Origin of the sequence: Variovorax sp. DAIF25 (genome assembly GCF_050711835.1) — a bacterium.
Taxonomy (GTDB): Bacteria; Pseudomonadota; Gammaproteobacteria; order Burkholderiales; family Burkholderiaceae_C; genus Variovorax.
In genome coordinates, this window is sequence record NZ_CP136636.1 from 1,693,551 (window position 1) to 1,712,337 (window position 18,787).

Annotated in this window: 16 protein-coding genes; 15 read left to right on the top strand and 1 reads right to left on the bottom strand. The window is 68.1% G+C overall.

What is annotated here, in order from left to right:
* The first annotated feature begins 133 nt into the window (after positions 1-133).
* From R0232_RS07765 to R0232_RS07800, 8 genes are all read left to right on the top strand, one after another.
* Positions 134-4,888 carry a glutamate synthase-related protein gene (locus tag R0232_RS07765; RefSeq protein WP_093351990.1) on the top strand — a complete coding sequence of 1,585 codons (4,755 nt, stop codon included), beginning with the start codon at positions 134-136 and terminating at the stop codon, positions 4,886-4,888.
* Between the two features lie 39 nt (positions 4,889-4,927).
* Positions 4,928-6,406: a glutamate synthase subunit beta gene (locus tag R0232_RS07770; RefSeq protein WP_208508697.1), complete on the top strand. Its 1,479-nt coding sequence runs from the start codon at positions 4,928-4,930 to the stop codon at positions 6,404-6,406.
* Between the two features lie 172 nt (positions 6,407-6,578).
* A complete protein-coding gene (locus tag R0232_RS07775; protein ID WP_281077295.1) occupies positions 6,579-7,406 on the top strand; it encodes an ABC transporter ATP-binding protein in 828 nt (275 codons plus the stop codon).
* Positions 7,403-8,185 carry a lipid asymmetry maintenance ABC transporter permease subunit MlaE gene (mlaE, locus tag R0232_RS07780; RefSeq protein ID WP_208508699.1) on the top strand — a complete coding sequence of 261 codons (783 nt, stop codon included), beginning with the start codon at positions 7,403-7,405 and terminating at the stop codon, positions 8,183-8,185. Before R0232_RS07775 ends, mlaE begins: the two co-directional genes overlap by 4 nt.
* Before the next feature lie 40 nt (positions 8,186-8,225).
* A complete protein-coding gene (gene mlaD / locus R0232_RS07785; protein WP_093351981.1) occupies positions 8,226-8,714 on the top strand; it encodes an outer membrane lipid asymmetry maintenance protein MlaD in 489 nt (162 codons plus the stop codon).
* A 26-nt stretch (positions 8,715-8,740) separates the two neighbouring features.
* The gene (locus R0232_RS07790) at positions 8,741-9,490 is read left to right on the top strand and encodes an MlaA family lipoprotein (RefSeq protein WP_431511772.1); all 750 of its coding nucleotides are present in this window, start codon (positions 8,741-8,743) and stop codon (positions 9,488-9,490) included.
* Between the two features lie 195 nt (positions 9,491-9,685).
* A complete protein-coding gene (locus R0232_RS07795) occupies positions 9,686-10,348 on the top strand; it encodes an MlaC/ttg2D family ABC transporter substrate-binding protein (protein WP_093351976.1) in 663 nt (220 codons plus the stop codon).
* Positions 10,349-10,382: 34 nt separating this feature from the next.
* Entirely contained in the window at positions 10,383-10,658 is a 276-nt protein-coding gene (locus tag R0232_RS07800; protein WP_057596774.1) for an STAS domain-containing protein, read from the top strand.
* A gap of 27 nt (positions 10,659-10,685) precedes the next feature.
* Here R0232_RS07800 and R0232_RS07805 read toward each other — a convergent pair whose 3' ends face one another.
* Positions 10,686-12,260: a serine hydrolase domain-containing protein gene (locus tag R0232_RS07805; protein ID WP_431511773.1), complete on the bottom strand. Its 1,575-nt coding sequence runs from the start codon at positions 12,258-12,260 to the stop codon at positions 10,686-10,688.
* A gap of 159 nt (positions 12,261-12,419) precedes the next feature.
* Here R0232_RS07805 and R0232_RS07810 point away from each other — a divergent pair, with 159 nt between their 5' ends.
* From R0232_RS07810 to R0232_RS07840, 7 genes are all read left to right on the top strand, one after another.
* A complete protein-coding gene (locus R0232_RS07810) occupies positions 12,420-13,367 on the top strand; it encodes an ABC transporter ATP-binding protein (protein WP_431511774.1) in 948 nt (315 codons plus the stop codon).
* Positions 13,364-14,128, top strand: a complete 765-nt coding sequence (locus R0232_RS07815) for an ABC transporter permease (RefSeq protein WP_057596771.1) — start codon at positions 13,364-13,366, stop codon at positions 14,126-14,128. Before R0232_RS07810 ends, R0232_RS07815 begins: the two co-directional genes overlap by 4 nt.
* Positions 14,129-14,247: 119 nt before the next feature.
* Complete coding sequence (locus tag R0232_RS07820; protein WP_057596770.1) at positions 14,248-14,490, top strand: BolA family protein; 243 nt, start codon at positions 14,248-14,250, stop codon at positions 14,488-14,490.
* Positions 14,491-14,536: 46 nt separating this feature from the next.
* On the top strand, positions 14,537-15,832 hold the full coding sequence (gene murA, locus R0232_RS07825) for a UDP-N-acetylglucosamine 1-carboxyvinyltransferase (protein ID WP_431511775.1): 1,296 nt from the start codon (positions 14,537-14,539) through the stop codon (positions 15,830-15,832).
* Positions 15,829-16,470: an ATP phosphoribosyltransferase gene (gene hisG / locus R0232_RS07830; RefSeq protein WP_057596768.1), complete on the top strand. Its 642-nt coding sequence runs from the start codon at positions 15,829-15,831 to the stop codon at positions 16,468-16,470. The genes murA and hisG overlap by 4 nt, the downstream gene beginning before the upstream one ends.
* Positions 16,471-16,493: 23 nt before the next feature.
* A complete protein-coding gene (gene hisD, locus R0232_RS07835) occupies positions 16,494-17,864 on the top strand; it encodes a histidinol dehydrogenase (protein WP_398501532.1) in 1,371 nt (456 codons plus the stop codon).
* Positions 17,865-17,932: 68 nt separating this feature from the next.
* On the top strand, positions 17,933-18,781 hold the full coding sequence (locus tag R0232_RS07840) for a hypothetical protein (protein WP_296798558.1): 849 nt from the start codon (positions 17,933-17,935) through the stop codon (positions 18,779-18,781).
* Positions 18,782-18,787: the final 6 nt, after the last annotated feature.

The following is an 18,787-nucleotide window of genomic DNA, read 5'->3' on the forward strand; positions in this document are numbered from 1 at the left end:
TTGATGTGTCCCCAATTAAATTCTGACAAGAAAACTCAAGATTTAATTGGAATCTGACCCCCATTAAAGTGTTTGGCATTCTTTGTGCATCGCAATATGCTCCCAATCCCTGCGAAAACTGAAGGAGTGCGCCATGACGACGGCTGCCGAGATTCAACATCTCCAACAACACGGTCTGTATTCCGGTGCCGACGAGCACGATGCCTGCGGCGTCGGCTTCGTGGCCCACATCAAGGGCGAGAAGAGCCACGCCATCGTGCTGCAGGGCTTGAAGATTCTCGAGAACCTCGACCATCGCGGCGCCGTGGGCGCCGACAAGCTGATGGGCGACGGCGCCGGCATCCTGATCCAGCTGCCCGACCACCTGTACCGCGACGAGATGGCCAAGCAGGGCGTCACGCTGCCCCCGCCGGGCGAGTACGGCGTCGGCATGATCTTCCTGCCGAAGGAACACGCCTCGCGCCAGGCCTGCGAGCAGGAAATGGAACGCGCGATCAAGGCCGAGGGCCAGGTGCTGCTGGGCTGGCGCGACGTGCCGGTCAACCGCGACATGCCGATGTCGCCCACCGTGCGCGAAAAGGAACCGCTGCTGCGCCAGGTCTTCATCGGCCGCGGCAACGACGTGATCGTGCAGGACGCGCTCGAACGCAAGCTCTACGTGATCCGCAAGACCGCGAGCGCCAACATCCAGCGCCTGAAGCTCAAGCACAGCAAGGAATACTACGTTCCGAGCATGTCGAGCCGCACCGTGGTCTACAAGGGCCTGCTGCTCGCCGACCAGGTCGGCACCTACTACCTCGACCTGCAGGACAAGCGCTGCGTCTCGGCCCTGGGCCTGGTGCACCAGCGCTTCTCGACCAACACCTTCCCCGAGTGGCCGCTGGCCCACCCGTACCGCTACGTCGCGCACAACGGCGAAATCAACACCGTCAAGGGCAACTACAACTGGATGAAGGCGCGCGAGGGCGTGATGTCCTCGCCCGTGCTCGGCGCCGACCTGCAGAAGCTCTACCCGATCAGCTTCGCGGGCCAGTCCGACACCGCCACTTTCGACAACTGCCTCGAGCTGCTGACGATGGCCGGCTACCCGATCAGCCAGGCCGTGATGATGATGATTCCCGAGCCCTGGGAACAGCACAGCACCATGGACCCGCGTCGCCGCGCGTTCTATGAATACCATGCCGCCATGCTCGAGCCCTGGGACGGCCCGGCCTCGATCGTGTTCACCGACGGCCGCCAGATCGGTGCCACGCTCGACCGCAACGGCCTGCGTCCCTCGCGCTACTGCGTGACCGACGACGACCTCGTCATCATGGCTTCCGAGTCGGGCGTGCTGCCCGTGCCCGAGCAGAAGATCGTGCGCAAGTGGCGCCTGCAGCCCGGCAAGATGTTCCTGATCGACCTCGAGCAGGGCCGCATGATCGACGACGAGGAGGTCAAGGCCACCCTCGCCAACAGCAAGCCCTACAAGCAGTGGATCGAGAACCTGCGCATCAAGCTCGACAGCGTGCAGGCCGAGCCGGTGACCGCGCCGATCTCGCAGGTCGCGCTGCTCGACCGCCAGCAGGCCTTCGGCTACACCCAGGAAGACATCAAGTTCCTGATGAGCCCGATGGCGCAGGCCGGCGAAGAGGGCATCGGCTCGATGGGCAACGACAGCCCGCTGGCCGTGCTCTCGAGCAAGAACAAGCCGCTGTACAACTACTTCAAGCAGCTGTTCGCCCAGGTCACGAACCCGCCGATCGACCCGATCCGCGAAGCCATCGTGATGTCGCTGGTGTCCTTCATCGGACCCAAGCCCAATCTGCTCGACATCAACCAGGTCAACCCGCCGATGCGGCTCGAGGTGAGCCAGCCGATCCTCGACTTCGCCGACATGGCGAAGCTGCGCGACATCGGCAAGTACACGCAGGGCAAGTTCAAGAGCTACGTGCTCGACATCACCTACCCGCTCGCCTGGGGCGACGAAGGCGTCGAAGCCAAGCTGGCCTCGCTGTGCGCCGAAGCCGTCGATGCCATCAAGGGCGGCCACAACATCCTGATCGTCAGCGATCGCGGCGTCGGCCCGACGCAGGTCGCCATTCCGGCGGTGCTGGCGCTGTCGGCCGTGCACCAGTACCTGGTTCGCGAGGGCCTGCGCACCACGGCCGGCCTGGTGGTCGAGACCGGTTCGGCGCGCGAGGTGCACCACTTCGCCGTGCTCGCGGGCTACGGCGCCGAGGCGGTCCACCCCTACCTCGCGATGGACACCCTGGCCGGCATGCATGCCGACCTGCCGGGCGCGCTGAGCGCCGAGAAGGCGATCTACAACTACGTGAAGGCGATCGGCAAGGGTCTGTCGAAGATCATGTCGAAGATGGGTGTCAGCACCTACATGAGCTACTGCGGCGCCCAGCTGTTCGAGGCCATCGGCCTGAACAGCGAGACCGTCAGCAAGTACTTCACCGGCACCGCCAGCCGCGTGGAAGGCATCGGCGTGTTCGAGATCGCCGAGGAAGCCATCCGCATGCACAAGGCCGCCTTCGGCGACGACCCGGTGCTCGCCAGCATGCTCGACGCCGGCGGCGAATACGCCTGGCGCACGCGCGGCGAAGAGCACATGTGGACGCCCGACGCGATCGCCAAGCTGCAGCACAGCACGCGCGCCAACAACTGGAACACGTACAAGGAATACGCCCAGCTCATCAACGACCAGAACCGCCGCCACCTCACGCTGCGCGGCCTGTTCGAGTTCAAGATCGATCCGGCGAAGGCGATTCCGGTCGACGAGGTCGAATCGGCGGCCGACATCGTCAAGCGCTTCGCCACCGGCGCGATGTCGCTGGGCTCGATCAGCACCGAGGCGCACTCGGTGCTGGCCGTGGCCATGAACCGCATCGGCGGCAAGAGCAACACCGGCGAAGGCGGTGAAGACCCCGCGCGCTACCGCAATGAGCTCAAGGGCATCCCGATCAAGCAGGGCGACACGCTGCGCAGCGTGATCGGCGCCGAGAACGTCGAAGTCGACCTGCCGCTCAAGGACGGCGACTCGCTGCGCTCGCGCATCAAGCAGGTGGCCTCGGGCCGCTTCGGCGTCACGGCCGAGTACCTGCATTCGGCCGACCAGATCCAGATCAAGATGGCCCAGGGCGCGAAGCCGGGCGAGGGCGGCCAGCTGCCAGGCGGCAAGGTCACCGAGTACATCGGCAAGCAGCGCTACGCGGTGCCGGGCGTGGGCCTGATCTCGCCGCCGCCGCACCACGACATCTACTCGATCGAGGATCTGGCCCAACTGATCCACGACCTGAAGAACACCGCGCCGCACGCCAGCATCAGCGTGAAGCTGGTCAGCGAGATCGGCGTCGGCACCATCGCCGCGGGCGTGGCCAAGTGCAAGAGCGACCACGTCGTGATCGCCGGCCATGACGGCGGCACGGGCGCCTCGCCCTGGTCGTCGATCAAGCATGCGGGCAGCCCGTGGGAGATCGGCCTGGCAGAAACGCAGCAGACGCTGGTGCTGAACCGCCTGCGCAGCCGCATCCGCGTGCAGGCCGACGGCCAGATGAAGACCGGCCGCGACGTCGCGATCGGCGCGCTGCTGGGTGCCGACGAGTTCGGCTTCGCCACCGCGCCGCTGGTGGTCGAGGGCTGCATCATGATGCGCAAGTGCCACCTCAACACCTGCCCGGTGGGCGTGGCCACGCAGGACCCGGTGCTGCGCAAGAAGTTCTCGGGCAAGCCCGAGCACGTCGTCAACTACTTCTTCTTCGTCGCGGAAGAAGTGCGCCAGATCATGGCCCAGCTCGGTATCCGCAAGTTCGACGACATGATCGGCCGCGCCGACCTGCTCGACATGCGCAAGGGCATCGAGCACTGGAAGGCCTCGGGCCTCGACTTCAGCCGCCTGTTCGCGCTGCCGAACGTGCCGGCCGACGTCTCGCGCTTCCACGTCGAGAACCAGGACCACGGCCTCGACAAGGCGCTCGACGTCCGGCTGATCGAGAAGTCGCGTCCCGCGATCGACAAGGGCGAGAAGGTGCAGTTCATCGAGGTGGCGCGCAACGTCAACCGCTCGGTGGGCGCGATGCTCTCGGGCGCGCTGACCAAGGTGCATCCGCAGGGCCTGCCCGACGACTCGATCCGCATCCAGCTCGAGGGCACGGGCGGCCAGTCGTTCGGCGCCTTCCTGGCACGCGGCATCACGCTGTACCTGATCGGCGACGCCAACGACTACACCGGCAAGGGCCTGTCGGGCGGCCGCGTGGTGGTGCGCCCCAGCCTCGACTTCCGCGGCGAGGCCGTGCGCAACACCATCGTCGGCAACACCGCGCTGTACGGCGCGACCACCGGCGAGGCCTACCTGTGCGGCGTGGCCGGCGAGCGCTTCGCGGTCCGCCTGTCGGGCGCCACGGCGGTCATCGAAGGCACGGGCGACCACGGCTGCGAATACATGACCGGTGGAACCGTGGCCGTGCTCGGCAAGACCGGACGCAACTTCGCGGCCGGCATGAGCGGCGGCGTGGCCTTCGTCTACGACGAGGACGGCCAGTTCGCCTCGCGCTGCAACATGTCGATGGTCTCGCTCGAGAAGGTGCTGACCTCGGCCGAGCAGACCGCCAGCGTGCATCGCAAGATCTGGCACGGCGGCGAGACCGACGAGGCCCAGCTGAAGAAGCTGCTCGAGGAACACCACCGCTGGACCGGCAGCAAGCGCGCGCGCGAGCTGCTCGACACCTGGGCCGTGTCGCGCACCAAGTTCGTCAAGGTCTTCCCCAACGAGTACAAGCGCGCCCTCGGCGAGCTGCACGACCGCAAGGTCGAGCTCGCCAGCACCGGCAACAACGCGCACGTCGGCCTCGAGCCGCATGCGATCGCCGCCGCGCCCAAGACGGCGCCGGCCGCCGCCTGAAGGCGCCGGTGAACGAAGACACAACGAAGGAACAGCACGATGGGAAAGATCACCGGTTTTCTGGAGCATGAGCGCATCGAGGAGGGCTATCGCCCGGTCGAGGAACGGCTCAAGCACTACAAGGAATTCGTCGTCGGCCTGAACACCGACCAGGCGAAGGTGCAGGGCGCGCGCTGCATGGACTGCGGCACGCCGTTCTGCAACAGCGGCTGCCCGGTCAACAACATCATTCCGGACTTCAACGACCTGGTGTACCGCAACGATTGGCAGAACGCCTTCGCGGTGCTCGACTCGACCAACAACTTCCCGGAGTTCACCGGCCGCATCTGCCCCGCGCCCTGCGAGGCGGCCTGCGTGCTCAACGTGAACGACGACGCGGTCGGCATCAAGTCGCTGGAGCACGCGATCATCGACCGCGCCTGGGACGAGGGCTGGGTCGCGCCGCGCGTGGCCAAGCACAAGACCGGCAAGAAGGTCGCGGTGGTGGGCGCGGGCCCGGCCGGCATGGCCGCCGCGCAGCAGCTCGCGCGCGCCGGCCACGACGTGACGCTGTTCGAGAAGAACGACCGCATCGGCGGCTTGCTGCGCTATGGCATCCCCGACTTCAAGATGGAGAAGTCGCACATCGACCGCCGCGTCGAGCAGATGAAGGCCGAGGGCGTGGTGTTCCGCACCGGCGTGGTCGTCGGCGCCGCCAAGGATCCGCTGGGCAAGGGCTCCAAGGTCACCAACCTGGCCAAGGAAACCGTCACGCCCGAGCAGCTGCAGAAGGACTTCGACGCCGTGCTGCTGACCGGCGGCGCCGAGCAGTCGCGTGACCTGCCGGTGCCCGGCCGCGACCTCGACGGCATCCATTTCGCGATGGAGTTCCTGCCGCAGCAGAACCGCGTCAACGCGGGCGACAAGGTCAAGGGCCAGCTGCGCGCCGACGGCAAGCACGTGATCGTGATCGGCGGCGGTGACACCGGCTCCGACTGCGTGGGCACCAGCAACCGCCATGGCGCCGTGAGCGTCACGCAGTTCGAGCTGATGCCGCAGCCGCCCGAGGAAGAGAACCGCCCGCTGACCTGGCCCTACTGGCCGATCAAGCTGCGCACCAGCTCCAGCCACGACGAGGGCTGCGAGCGCGAGTTCGCGATCTCGACCAAGGAATTCATCGGCGAGAAGGGCAAGATCACCGGCCTGAAGACCGTTCGCGTCGAGTGGAAGGACGGCAAGATGCAGGAAGTGGCCGGCAGCGAGCAGGTGCTCAAGGCCGACCTCGTGCTGCTCGCGATGGGCTTCGTGAGCCCCGTGGCGACCGTGCTCGATGCCTTCGGCGTCGAGAAGGATGCGCGCGGGAATGCGAAGGCCAGCGTCGACTTCATCGGCGGCTATGCCACCAACGTACCGAAGGTCTTTGCCGCCGGCGACATCCGCCGCGGCCAGTCGCTGGTGGTGTGGGCGATCCGCGAGGGCCGCCAGGCCGCGCGCTCGGTCGACGAGTTCCTGATGGGCTTCAGCGACCTGCCGCGATAAGTCCAGGTGCCGCGCCCGCCCTCCCTCGGGAGGGCGGGCGTCTCCTCCAAACGGAGCAGGCCGGCCCGGCGGAAATTTGTTTCAATTCGGCGGGGCTTCTCGCGGCTCCTTTATCATCCGCGGAAACCGCATGCCGGGATGCCTCCTCAGGGCGCCCGGCTTTTTTATTGAGATGGACCCAGCCGCACAGCCACAGCCCTTCGTAGAGTTTCGCGACGTTCGCTTCGGCTATGGCGCGCGCGCGATTCTCGATGGCGTCTCGTTCTCGCTGCCGCGCGGCAAGGTCACGGCGCTCATGGGCGCGTCGGGCGGCGGCAAGACCACCGTGCTGCGCCTCATCGGCGGCCAGCAGCGCGCCCAGCGCGGCGAGGTGCTGTTCGACGGCCAGGACGTCGGCCGCATGGACTCCGCCGCGCTCTATGCCGCGCGGCGCCGCATGGGCATGCTGTTCCAGTTCGGCGCGTTGTTCACCGACATGAGCGTGCTCGACAACGTGGCCTTTCCGTTGCGCGAACACACCGAATTGCCCGAAGCGCTGGTGCGCGACATCGTGCTGATGAAGCTCGATGCCGTCGGCCTGCGCGGCGCGCGCGACCTGTTGCCCAGCGAAGTCTCGGGCGGCATGGCGCGGCGCGTGGCGCTGGCGCGCGCGATCGCGCTCGACCCCGACTTCGTGATGTACGACGAACCCTTCGCCGGCCTCGACCCGATCTCGCTCGGCACCGCGGCGCGGCTGATCCGCCAGCTCAACGACACGCTGGGACTCACCAGCATCATCGTGTCGCACGATGTGGAAGAGACCTTCCGCATCGCCGACCAGGTGATCGTGCTCGCCAACGGCGGCATCGCCGCGCAGGGCACGCCCGACGAGGTGCGCAACAGCAGCGACCCGCTGGTGCACCAGTTCGTGCATGCGCTGCCCGACGGGCCGGTGCGCTTCCACTACCCGGGCGTCAGCATCGAGGACGACTTCGGTCCGATGAGCGGGAGCGGGTCATGAGCTGGTGGAACCCCGGCGACGTCGGCTTCGCCGTGCGCAGCAAGCTGGCCGACCTCGGCTATGGCGCCAAGCTGTTCATGCGGCTCGCCTTCCAGGGCTCGCGCAGCCTGCGCCGCTTCGCGCTGGTGCGCGACCAGATCCATTTCCTCGGCAACTACTCGCTCGCGATCATCGCGGTGTCGGGGCTGTTCGTGGGCTTCGTGCTCGGCCTGCAGATGTACTACGCGCTGCAGCGCTACGGCTCCTCGGAAGCGCTCGGCCTGCTGGTCACGCTGAGCCTGGTGCGCGAGCTCGGGCCGGTGGTGGCGGCGCTGCTGTTCGCGGGCCGTGCCGGCACCTCCCTCACGGCCGAGATCGGCCTCATGAAGGCCGGCGAGCAGCTCAGTGCCATGGAGATGATGGCGGTCGACCCGGTGCAGCGCATCCTCGCGCCGCGCTTCTGGGCCGGCGTGATCACCATGCCGCTGCTGGCGGCCGTGTTCAGCGCGGTCGGCATCCTCGGCGGCTACGTGGTGGGCGTGCTGATGCTCGGCGTCGACCCCGGTGCGTTCTGGGGCCAGATGCAGGCGGGCGTCGATGTCTGGCGCGACGTCGGCAACGGCGTCATCAAGAGCATCGTGTTCGGCTTCACCGTGACCTTCATCGCGCTGCTGCAGGGCTACGAGGCGCAGCCCACGCCCGAGGGCGTGTCGCGCGCCACCACGCGCACGGTGGTGGCGGCCTCGCTGTCGGTGCTGGGGCTGGATTTCCTGCTCACCGCCATGATGTTCAGTATCTGAAGGGGCTCGCCCCCGATCGTTCTAGATAGAGAGTGCAACCATGCAACGTTCCAACAACGACATCTGGGTCGGCCTGTTCGTGCTGCTCGGTGCGGCCGGGCTGCTGTTCCTCGCGCTGCAGTCGGCCAACCTGCTGAGCCTGAACTTCCAGAAGACCTACACCGTCACCGCGCGCTTCGACAACATCGGCGGCCTCAAGCCGCAGACGGCCGTCAAGAGCGCTGGCGTGGTGATCGGCCGCGTGCAGTCCATCTCGTTCAACGACAAGACATTTCAGGCCGACGTGACGCTGGCATTGCAAAACCGTTACAGTTTTCCCAAGGACAGCTCGCTGAAGATCCTCACCAGTGGCCTGCTCGGCGAGCAGTACATCGGGATCGAGGCAGGCGTCGAAGAGAAGAACCTGCAGGCCGGCGACACGATCACAGCGACCCAATCGGCCGTGGTGCTCGAGAACCTGATCAGCCAGTTCCTCTACAGCAAGGCCGCCGAGGGAAGCTCCACGCCGGCCAACAGCAACAAGAAATGAAAAACCGTCACCCCATGTCGAATGCTATGAAGAACATAGCTACCTATGCCCGCTGGATGGGCGTTTCCGCCGTCCTGTCGGTGCTCGCCGCGTGCGCCACCGGCCCGCAGGCCAATCCGCTCGATCCGCTCGAGCCCTTCAATCGTGGCGTGACCCGCTTCAACGACGTCGTCGACGAGAACGTGCTCGTGCCGGTGGCCACCACCTACACCCGCGTGCTGCCCTCGCTCGTGCGCACCGGCGTCGCCAACTTCTTCAACAACGTGGGCGACGTCTGGAACCTCGCCAACAATGTGGCGCAGGCCAAGGTGCAGAACAGCGCGCAGACCTTCATGCGGCTGAACGTCAACACCATCTTCGGTCTGGGCGGCCTGCTCGACATCGCCACCGAGGCGGGCATCGACCGCCACGACGAGGACTTCGGCCAGACGCTGGGCTACTGGGGCGTCGGCTCGGGCCCGTACCTCGTGCTGCCGCTGCTCGGCCCCTCGACCGTGCGCGATACCGCGGCGCTGCCGGTGGACCGCTGGGGCGATCCGATCTCGCACATGAACGACGTGGCGTGGCGCAATTCGCTCAACGTGCTGAACCTGGTCGACACCCGCGCCAAGTACCTGCGCGCCGGCCGCCTGCTCGACGATGCGGCGCTCGACAAGTACACCTTCACGCGCGACGCCTACCTGCAGCACCGCCGCAGCGACATCTACGACGGCAACCCGCCCGACGAGCGCGAGGACATCGACGGCAAGGACAGCAAGGGCAACGACGGCAAGTAAGCGCCGGCCCGCCGTGCCTGGCGCATGGCGACCCAGGCCACCGGCTGCGGCATTTGCTTGCATCCGGTTGCAGGCTTCATCCGACGTTCAGGAACCCCGCGAGCCGGTACCCTGTCGAAACCGTTCCAGACTTGGCGCGGCTGCTCTCTTTTTCGAAGAGCCGCGCGGCAGATTCAACCAGAGGGACTCACGATCATGACAAAAACCCAGACCTTGATTCAACGACGCAGCCTCGGCCGCCTGGTGCTGGCCGGCGCGCTGCTGATCGGCGCCGGCGTCGCCTTCATGCGTCCCGCGCAGGCCGCGGACGAAGCGCCCGACGCGCTAGTCAAGCGCCTGTCGACCGACGTGCTCGAGACCATCAAGGCCGACACCTCGATCAAGGCCGGCGACGTCAACAAGATCATGCTGCTGGTCGACAGCAAGATCATGCCGAACGTCAACTTCCAGCGCATGACCGCCTCGGCCGTCGGCCCGGCCTGGCGCCAGGCCACCCCCGAGCAGCAGAAGCGCCTGCAGGAAGAGTTCAAGACCCTGCTGGTGCGCACCTATGCCGGCGCGCTCGACCAGGTGAGCGATCAGACCGTGACCGTGCGTCCCTACCGCGGTTCGCCCGACGACAAGGAAGTGCTGGTGCGTACCGAAGTCCGCGGCCGCGGCGATCCGGTCCAGCTCGACTACCGCCTCGAGAAGACGCCCGGCCAGGGCGGCGGCTGGAAGGTCTACAACCTCAACGTGCTCGGCGTGTGGCTGGTCGATACCTACCGCACCCAGTTCTCGCAGGAGATCAACGCCCGCGGCATCGACGGACTGATCACCGCGCTGGCCGCCCGCAACAAGGGCAGCGGCAAGGGCTGAGCCCGGCCGGCACGCCAAAAGAGGAGCCGAGGCCATGCTGGTCCTGCCGACGAAGCTCACGCACGACGAGGCACCCGCCTGCATGCGCATGCTGCAGAAGGGCCTCGCCGGCCAGGCCGATGCCTCCGCCACCGTGGTCGATGCCAGCGCGCTGGTGCAGTTCGACTCGTCGGCGCTGGCGGTGCTGCTCGAATGCCGCCGCGAGGCCAGCGCGCTCGGGCGCGGCTTCGCGGTGAAGGGCCTGTCGCCGCGGCTGCGCGAGTTGGCGGCGCTCTATGGGATCGCCGGCCTGCTGCCGGCCGCGCCCTGATCCCTTCTCCACCTCGTCTTTGTGCGCTCAGGAGGCCGGAACGGCCTCCATCAGCAGCTTCAGCGCATCGTTGAGCGACCGGCTGTAGACCGGCGCGCCCTTCGAGTGCCCGATGCGCACGATCACCAGGTCGTGCGAGGGCACGATCAGCACCACCTGCCCGTCGGCCCCCAGCATGTAGTAGGCCGAGGTCGGCACTGGGAACACGGTGGCACCGCTGATCGCGCCGTTGAGCCAGAAGAAACCGCCGTAGATCGGCCGCTTGTCGGCCGCCCAGCCCGGCGCCACGGTGCGCACGAAGTTCACATAGCCCTCGGGCAGCAGGCGCTCGCCGTTCCAGACCCCGTCCTGCAGGTACAGATTGGCCAGCCGCGCCCAGTCGCGGCCCGACATGAAGTCGTAGCCCTGCGCCAGGAAATTGCCGTAGGGGTCGGTCTCCAGCACCATCGAGCGGATGCCGATCTTGTCGAACAGCGCGCGCTGCGGGAACGAGAGGTACTCCTCGCCGCGCTTCTCGACCGCGAGGCGCACCAGGTAGCTGGCCAGCACCGGGTCGGTGTTGCGGTAGCGGCCCACGAGGTTGGGCTGCCATTGCTGCGGTCGCGTGGCGGCGTAGTTGAAGGCGTTGATGCGCCCCGTGTAGAAGTAGAGGTGGTCGGGGTAGGTGCCGTTGGGATCGAAGTCCGGATCGTCGGGCGCCTTGATGCGCAGCCCGCTCGACATGTGCAGCAGGTCCGAGATGCGGATCTTCTGGCGGCCGTCGCCTTCGCCCTGCCATTCGGGAATCGGCGCCGGCTGGTCGAGCGTGTAGACGCCCTGCTTGATCAGCACGCCCATCATCGTGGCCACGACGCTCTTGCCCATCGACCACGATTCCAGCGGCGTCGTCGGGCCGATGCCCTGCATGTAGCGCTCGCCGATGATCCGCCCCTTGTGCGTGACCACGAAGGCCGAGGTGTAGGCCTCGGGGATGGCGAAGGCGGCGTCCACGGCCTGCGCCACCTTGGCCATGTTCACGCCGACCGGCGGCGGGGTGCTCGGCAGCAGGTCGCCCATCGGCCAGGGCTGGGTGGCCGCATCGGGCAGCGTGCTCTTGACCTCGAGCGGCGTGAAGAACACGTCGTCGCGCCCGGGCGGCAGCGTCACGCAGCCCTGCGAGCCGAACTGGCGCGCGGTCAGCGTCGGGCCGCCGGGAATGGTGATGCGCACTTCGCGCTTCGTGCGGTCGACGACCGGCTTGCCCACCTTCCTGCGTTCCGAATACGGCCCGACGAAGTAGCCGATGGTCTCGGCGGCGACGTCCGGGTCGAGCCCGGTGATGAAGACCGCCGAGCACATCGCCTTGGCATAGCCCGAGGTGTTGTGTTCGAGCACGTTGCCGGGCGGCGGCACGTAGGGCGTGTTGAGCTCGAGCGACCGGGCGCGGGCGATCAGCGCCTCGCGGGCCGGCAGCTCGGCCGTGCTGGGCGGCGGCGCGCCGCCGACGCCGGGGAAGCCTCCGCCCCCGCCACCGCCACCGCCGCCACAGGCGGACAGCAGGCTCGCAAGAATGAGGGCCCCGGCGGCCAGCCAGGGCCGGGGAGGGCGGTGCAACGATCGCATCACGAGGGCTCCTTGCGACGGCCGGCGGTGGCGGTGCCCCGCCCGGTGTCGGGCGCGATTCTGACCCCAACCGGCCCCGCGGTCCTTAAGGGTCCGCCGGGCTTGCATTCCCGCACGAACTGCGCTGGGGGACCCGCGCCCTTAAAATCCCGGCCTCCCATGCCCGCGATCTCATTCCAATCGGTCTCCAAGACCTATCCTCCCTCACGACAGCAGCGGGCCCAGGGCAAGGCCGGGCTGCGAGCGGTCGACGAGGTCAGCTTCGACATCGAGCCCGGCGAGTTCTTCGGCCTGCTCGGCCCCAACGGCGCCGGCAAGACCACGCTGATCAGCATGCTCGCGGGCCTGTCGCGGCCCACGTCCGGGGCGATCCGCGTGCACGGCTTCGACGTGCAGCGCGACTACGCCGAGGCCCGCCGCCAGCTCGGCATCGTGCCGCAGGAGCTGGTGTTCGACCCCTTCTTCAACGTGCGCGAGTCGCTGCGCATCCAGTCGGGCTACTTCGGCATCAGGAACAACGAGGCCTGGATCGACGAGCTGCTGCAGAGCCTGGGCCTGGCCGACAAGGCCACCGCCAACATGCGCCAGCTCTCGGGCGGCATGAAGCGCCGGGTGCTGGTGGCGCAGGCGCTGGTCCACAAGCCGCCGGTGATCGTGCTCGACGAGCCCACCGCGGGCGTCGACGTCGAACTGCGCCAGACGCTGTGGCAGTTCGTCGCGCGGCTCAACAAGCAGGGCAGCACGGTGCTCCTGACCACCCATTACCTCGAGGAAGCCGAGGCGCTGTGCAACCGCATCGCGATGCTCAAGCTCGGCCGCGTGATCGCGCTCGACCGCACCAGCGAGCTGCTGAAGTCGGCGGCGAGCAACGTGCTGCGCTTCAAGACCGATGCGATGCTGCCCTGGGAAATCGCCCAGCACGCGCGCATCACGGGCCGCATCGTGCAGCTGCCGGCGCAGAACGCGCACGAGGTCGAACAACTGCTGGCCGCCATCCGGCAGGCCGGCGTGGCGGTGGAAGACGTGGAAATGCGCAAGGCGGACCTGGAAGACGTGTTCATCGACCTGATGGCGGGCGAGCAGACGCCGCTGGAGGTCGCGCGATGATGGCTGTCACGGGTTGGCGCGCGCTGCTCTACAAGGAAACGCTGCGCTTCTGGAAGGTCGGCTTCCAGACCGTCGGCGCGCCGGTGCTCACCGCGCTGCTGTACCTGATGGTGTTCGGCCATGTGCTCGAGGACCACGTGAAGGTCTACGGCACCGTCGGCTACACCGCCTTCCTGATCCCGGGCCTGGTGATGATGAGCGTGCTGCAGAACGCGTTCGCCAACAGCTCGTCCTCGATCATCCAGAGCAAGATCATGGGCAACCTCGTGTTCGTGCTGCTCACGCCGCTGTCGCACTGGGGCTGGTTCCTCGCCTACGTGGGCTCGTCGGTGATCCGCGGGCTGGCGGTGGGGCTCGGCGTGTTCCTGGTCACGATCTTCTTCGCCGTGCCGGACTTCGCGGCGCCCGTCTGGATCCTGGTGTTCGCGCTGCTCGGCTCGGCCATGCTTGGCACCTTGGGCCTGATCGCCGGGCTCTGGGCCGAGAAGTTCGACCAGATGGCCGTGTTCCAGAATTTCCTGATCATGCCCATGACCTTCCTGTCGGGCGTGTTCTATTCGATCGGTTCGCTGCCGCCGTTCTGGCAGTCGGTGAGCCACCTGAACCCCTTCTTCTACATGATCGACGGCTTCCGCTACGGCTTCTTCGGTGTCAGCGACGCCTCGCCGTGGCTGAGCTTCGGGATCGTCGGCAGTGCCTGGCTCGTGGTCAGCGCGATCGCGGTCCACCTGCTGAAGATCGGCTACAAAATCCGAGGCTGAAGCATGTTGACCCCCCGGCTTTTCACTCGCTGCGCTCGTGTAACTCCACCCCCCAAGGGGGAGGCGCGGACCGCCTTGGGGCGGCCCGGCGGCGTCCGCCACTGTCTCCCAATCCAACCATGACCGCAGACCAACTCAAGGCCATCATCCAGTCCCACCTGCCGTGCGAGCACATCGCGCTCGAGGGGGACGGCCGACATTGGTACGCCACCATCGTCTCGGCCGAATTCGAGGGCAAGCGCTCGATCCAGCGCCATCAGCGGGTCTACGCCACCCTCGGTGCGAAAATGCATACCGATGAGGTGCATGCGCTCTCGATGAAGACCTACACGCCGTCCGAATGGGCGGCGGCTGAAAAATAACTCTCCGGGCCTGCGGGCCCTTTGCGAGCCACTCGCTGGACCTTCGATGGACAAACTCCTGATTCGCGGCGGGCGCCAGCTCCGCGGCGAAGTACTCATTTCCGGCGCCAAGAACGCCGCGCTGCCCGAGCTGTGCGCGGCCCTGCTGACCGACCAGCCCGTGGTGCTGCACAACGTGCCGCGCCTGCAGGACGTGTCGACCATGCTCAAGCTGGTGCGCAACATGGGCGTGTCGGCCGAGCGCGACCCGAACGAGCAAGGTGGCGGCACGGTACGCCTGAACGCCGGCGACCTGACCCGCCCCGAGGCCCCGTACGAACTCGTGAAGACGATGCGCGCCTCGGTGCTGGCTCTGGGCCCGCTGCTGGCGCGCTTCGGCCACGCCAAGGTGTCGCTGCCGGGCGGCTGCGCCATCGGCTCGCGGCCGGTCGACCAGCACATCAAGGGCCTGCAGGCCATGGGCGCCGAGATCGTGGTCGAGCACGGCTACATGGTCGCGCGCCTGCCCGCGGGCCGCACGCGCCTGAAGGGCGCGCGCATCCTGACCGACATGGTCACGGTCACCGGCACCGAGAACTTCCTGATGGCTGCCGCACTGGCCGAGGGCGAGACGCTGCTCGAGAACGCCGCGCAGGAGCCCGAGATCGTCGACCTGGCCGAAATGCTGATCCGCATGGGCGCGAAGATCGAGGGCCACGGCACCAGCCACATCCGCATCCAGGGTGTCGAGACGCTGCACGGCTGCGAGCACGCCGTGGTGGCCGACCGCATCGAGGCCGGCACCTTCCTGTGCGCCGTGGCGGCCGCGGGCGGCGAGGCCTTCCTGCGCCATGCGCGCGGCGACCACCTCGACGCGGTGATCGACAAGCTGCGCGACGCCGGCTGCGAGGTCGGCTGCGAGCCGGACGGCATCCGCATCGCCTCGAAAGGCGCCGAACAGCTCAAGGCCCAGAGCTTCAGCACCACCGAGTACCCGGGCTTCCCGACCGACATGCAGGCGCAGTTCATGGCGCTCAACGTGATCGCGCACGGCGCCTCGATGGTCACCGAGACCATCTTCGAGAACCGCTTCATGCACGTGAACGAGATGGTGCGCCTGGGCGCGCGCATCCACGTCGAGGGCAAGGTGGCGATGGTCGAGGGCGTGCAGCAACTGTCGGGCGCCACCGTGATGGCGACCGACCTGCGCGCCTCGGCCAGCCTGGTCATCGCCGGCCTGGTGGCCGAGGGCGAGACCCTGGTCGACCGCATCTACCACCTGGACCGCGGCTACGACCGCATGGAAGCCAAGCTGCGCGGCCTCGGGGCCGACATCGAACGCGTGACCGGAGCCACCGCATGATCACCCTGGCGCTTTCCAAAGGCCGCATCTTCGAAGAGACCATGCCGCTGCTGGCCGCGGCCGGCATCGAAGTCACGGAAGACCCCGAGAAGTCGCGCAAGCTGATCCTCGGCACCACCCGTCCCGACGTGCGCGTGGTGCTGGTGCGCGCCTCCGACGTGCCGACCTACGTGCAGTACGGCGGTGCCGACCTCGGCGTGACCGGCCTCGACGTGCTGCTCGAGCACGGCAACCAGGGCCTGTACCAGCCGCTCGATCTGCGCATCGCCGCCTGCCGCCTCAGCGTGGCCGTGCGCGCCGACTACGACTACGCCTCGGCCGTGCGCCAGGGTTCGCGGCTCAAGGTCGCGACCAAGTACGTGGGCCTGGCGCGCGACTTCTTCGCCAGCAAGGGCGTGCACGTCGACCTGATCAAGCTCTACGGCAGCATGGAGCTCGCGCCGCTGACCGGCCTGGCCGACGCCATCGTCGACCTGGTCTCGACCGGCAACACGCTCAAGGCCAACCAGCTGGTCGAGGTCGAGCGCATCATGGACATCAGCGCGCGCCTGGTCGTCAACCAGGCCGCGCTCAAGCTCAAGCGCGAACCCATCCGCCGCATCATCGACGCCTTCGCGTCGGCCATTCCCTCCGCCTGATCCCTCGAACCGCACTTCGCCAAATGACCCTGCAAGCAGCCCCCGCCCGACTGTCCACGACTTCAGCCAGCTTCGATGCTGAATTCAAGGCGCGGCTGCATTGGTCCGCGGATGCCGATGCCGCGATCGAGAAGACGGTGGCCGACATCCTGGCCGACGTGCAGGCGCGCGGCGACGCGGCGGTGCTCGAGTACACGCGCCGCTTCGACGGCCTGGGTGCCGCTTCGGTGTCCGAACTCGAGCTGACCCAGGCCGACTTCAAGCAGGCCTTCGACTCGCTGCCCGCCGTGCAGCGCGAGGCGCTGCAGGCCGCGGCCGACCGCGTGCGCAGCTACCACGAGGCGCAGAAGAAGGCCTCGGGCGAGAGCTGGAGCTACCGCGACGCCGACGGCACGCTGCTGGGCCAGAAGGTCACGCCGCTCGATCGCGTCGGCATCTACGTGCCCGGCGGCAAGGCGGCCTATCCGTCGAGCCTGCTGATGAACGCGATTCCGGCCCACGTGGCCGGCGTGGGCGAGATCATCATGGTCGTGCCGACGCCCGTGAAGGGCAGCGTCGCCACCGGCGGCGCCGGCGGCGAATCGTCCGGCAAGGGCGAGCGCAACGTGCTGGTGCTGGCGGCCGCCTACGTGGCCGGCGTCACGCGCGCTTTCACCATCGGCGGCGCGCAGGCCGTGGCCGCGCTGGCCTACGGCACCGCGACCATTCCCGCGGTCGACAAGATCACCGGTCCCGGCAATGCCTACGTGGCGGCCGCCAAGCGCCGCGTGTTCGGCACCGTGGGCATCGACATGATCGCGGGCCCGAGCGAGATCCTGGTGCTGGCCGACGGCAGCACGCCGCCCGACTGGGTGGCGATGGACCTGTTCAGCCAGGCCGAACACGACGAGCTCGCGCAGAGCATCCTGCTGTGCCCCGACGCCGCCTACATCGACCGCGTGCAGGCCGAGATCGACCGCCTGCTGCCGACCATGCCGCGCGCGGCGATCATCGCCGCCTCGCTCAACGGCCGCGGCGCGCTGATCCACACGAAGAGCATGGAAGAGGCCTGCGAGATCAGCAACCGCATCGCGCCCGAACACCTGGAGGTCAGCAGCAGCGAGCCGCAGCGCTGGGAGCCGCTGCTGCGCCACGCCGGCGCGATCTTCCTCGGCGCCTTCACCAGCGAGAGCCTCGGCGACTACTGCGCCGGCCCGAACCACGTGCTGCCCACCAGCGGCACCGCGCGCTTCTCGAGCCCGCTGGGCGTGTACGACTTCCAGAAGCGCTCGAGCCTGATCGAGGTCAGCGAGGCCGGGGCCCAGGTGCTCGGGCCGATCGCCGTCACGCTGGCCGAGGGCGAGGGCCTGCAGGGCCACGCCGAGGCCGCGCGCATGCGGCTGCGCAAGGTTTGAGGGCCGCGGCCGCGGGCCCGGTTCCGATGGCATTTCCGTCCACAACCCGCTCGGGAGGAGCAAGCCTGATGATGAATCAACGTCTGCGTCGTTCGCGCCTGTTCAAGTTCGCCCTCGGCCTGCTGGCCGGTACCGCGCTGCTCGTGGCCTGCACCCCGATGCCGCGCACCCAGAGCCAGGCCGAGGCGGTGCCGAGCACGGCCGCCGCCGTTGCCGCGCCCGCCGCGCCGGCGCCGCGCCTGGGCACCCAGTGGGGCGAGGGCCGCGAATCGAACACGCGCAGCGTGCAGGTCCAGCGCTACACGCCCGACCAGCCCGACGAGGTCGCTTCCATCGGATACAACGACGCCGCCAGCGTGCGCCGCGGTGTCGGTGCCAACCCCGAGCGCCGGCTCAACCTGCAGCTGGCGCAGGGCGACGTCGAATGGTCGGTGATCGACGAATCGGGCCGCGCCATCCCGCTGCAGCGCGCGCGCCGCGGCAGCGGTGGCGACGAGAGCTTCCGCCTCGCGGGCGCCGAGGGCGCGCGCTACACGCTGCGCTTTCGCAACCTCAGCGACCGCAGCTACGAGGTGATCGCCACGGTCGACGGCCTCGACGTGCTCAACGGCAAGCCCGGCAGCCTGCGCAACGGCGGCTACGTGCTGCGTCCGCTGCAGGTGCTCGACATCGAGGGCTTCCGCAAGAGCCAGTCCGAGGTCGCGGCCTTCCGCTTCGCCACGCCGGGCCGGGCCTATGCCGCCAACACCGAGGCCGGCGACGCGCGCAACATCGGCATCCTCGGCGCCGCGCTGTTCGAGATCGCGCAGCCCGACGCCCCGCGCCGTCCGCGCCGCGGCCCCGATGCCGCGCAGCCCAATGCCTTCCCGGCCGACGGCGCGACCGGCTACGCGCCGCCGCCGCGCTACGCGAAGTGAGGGCCG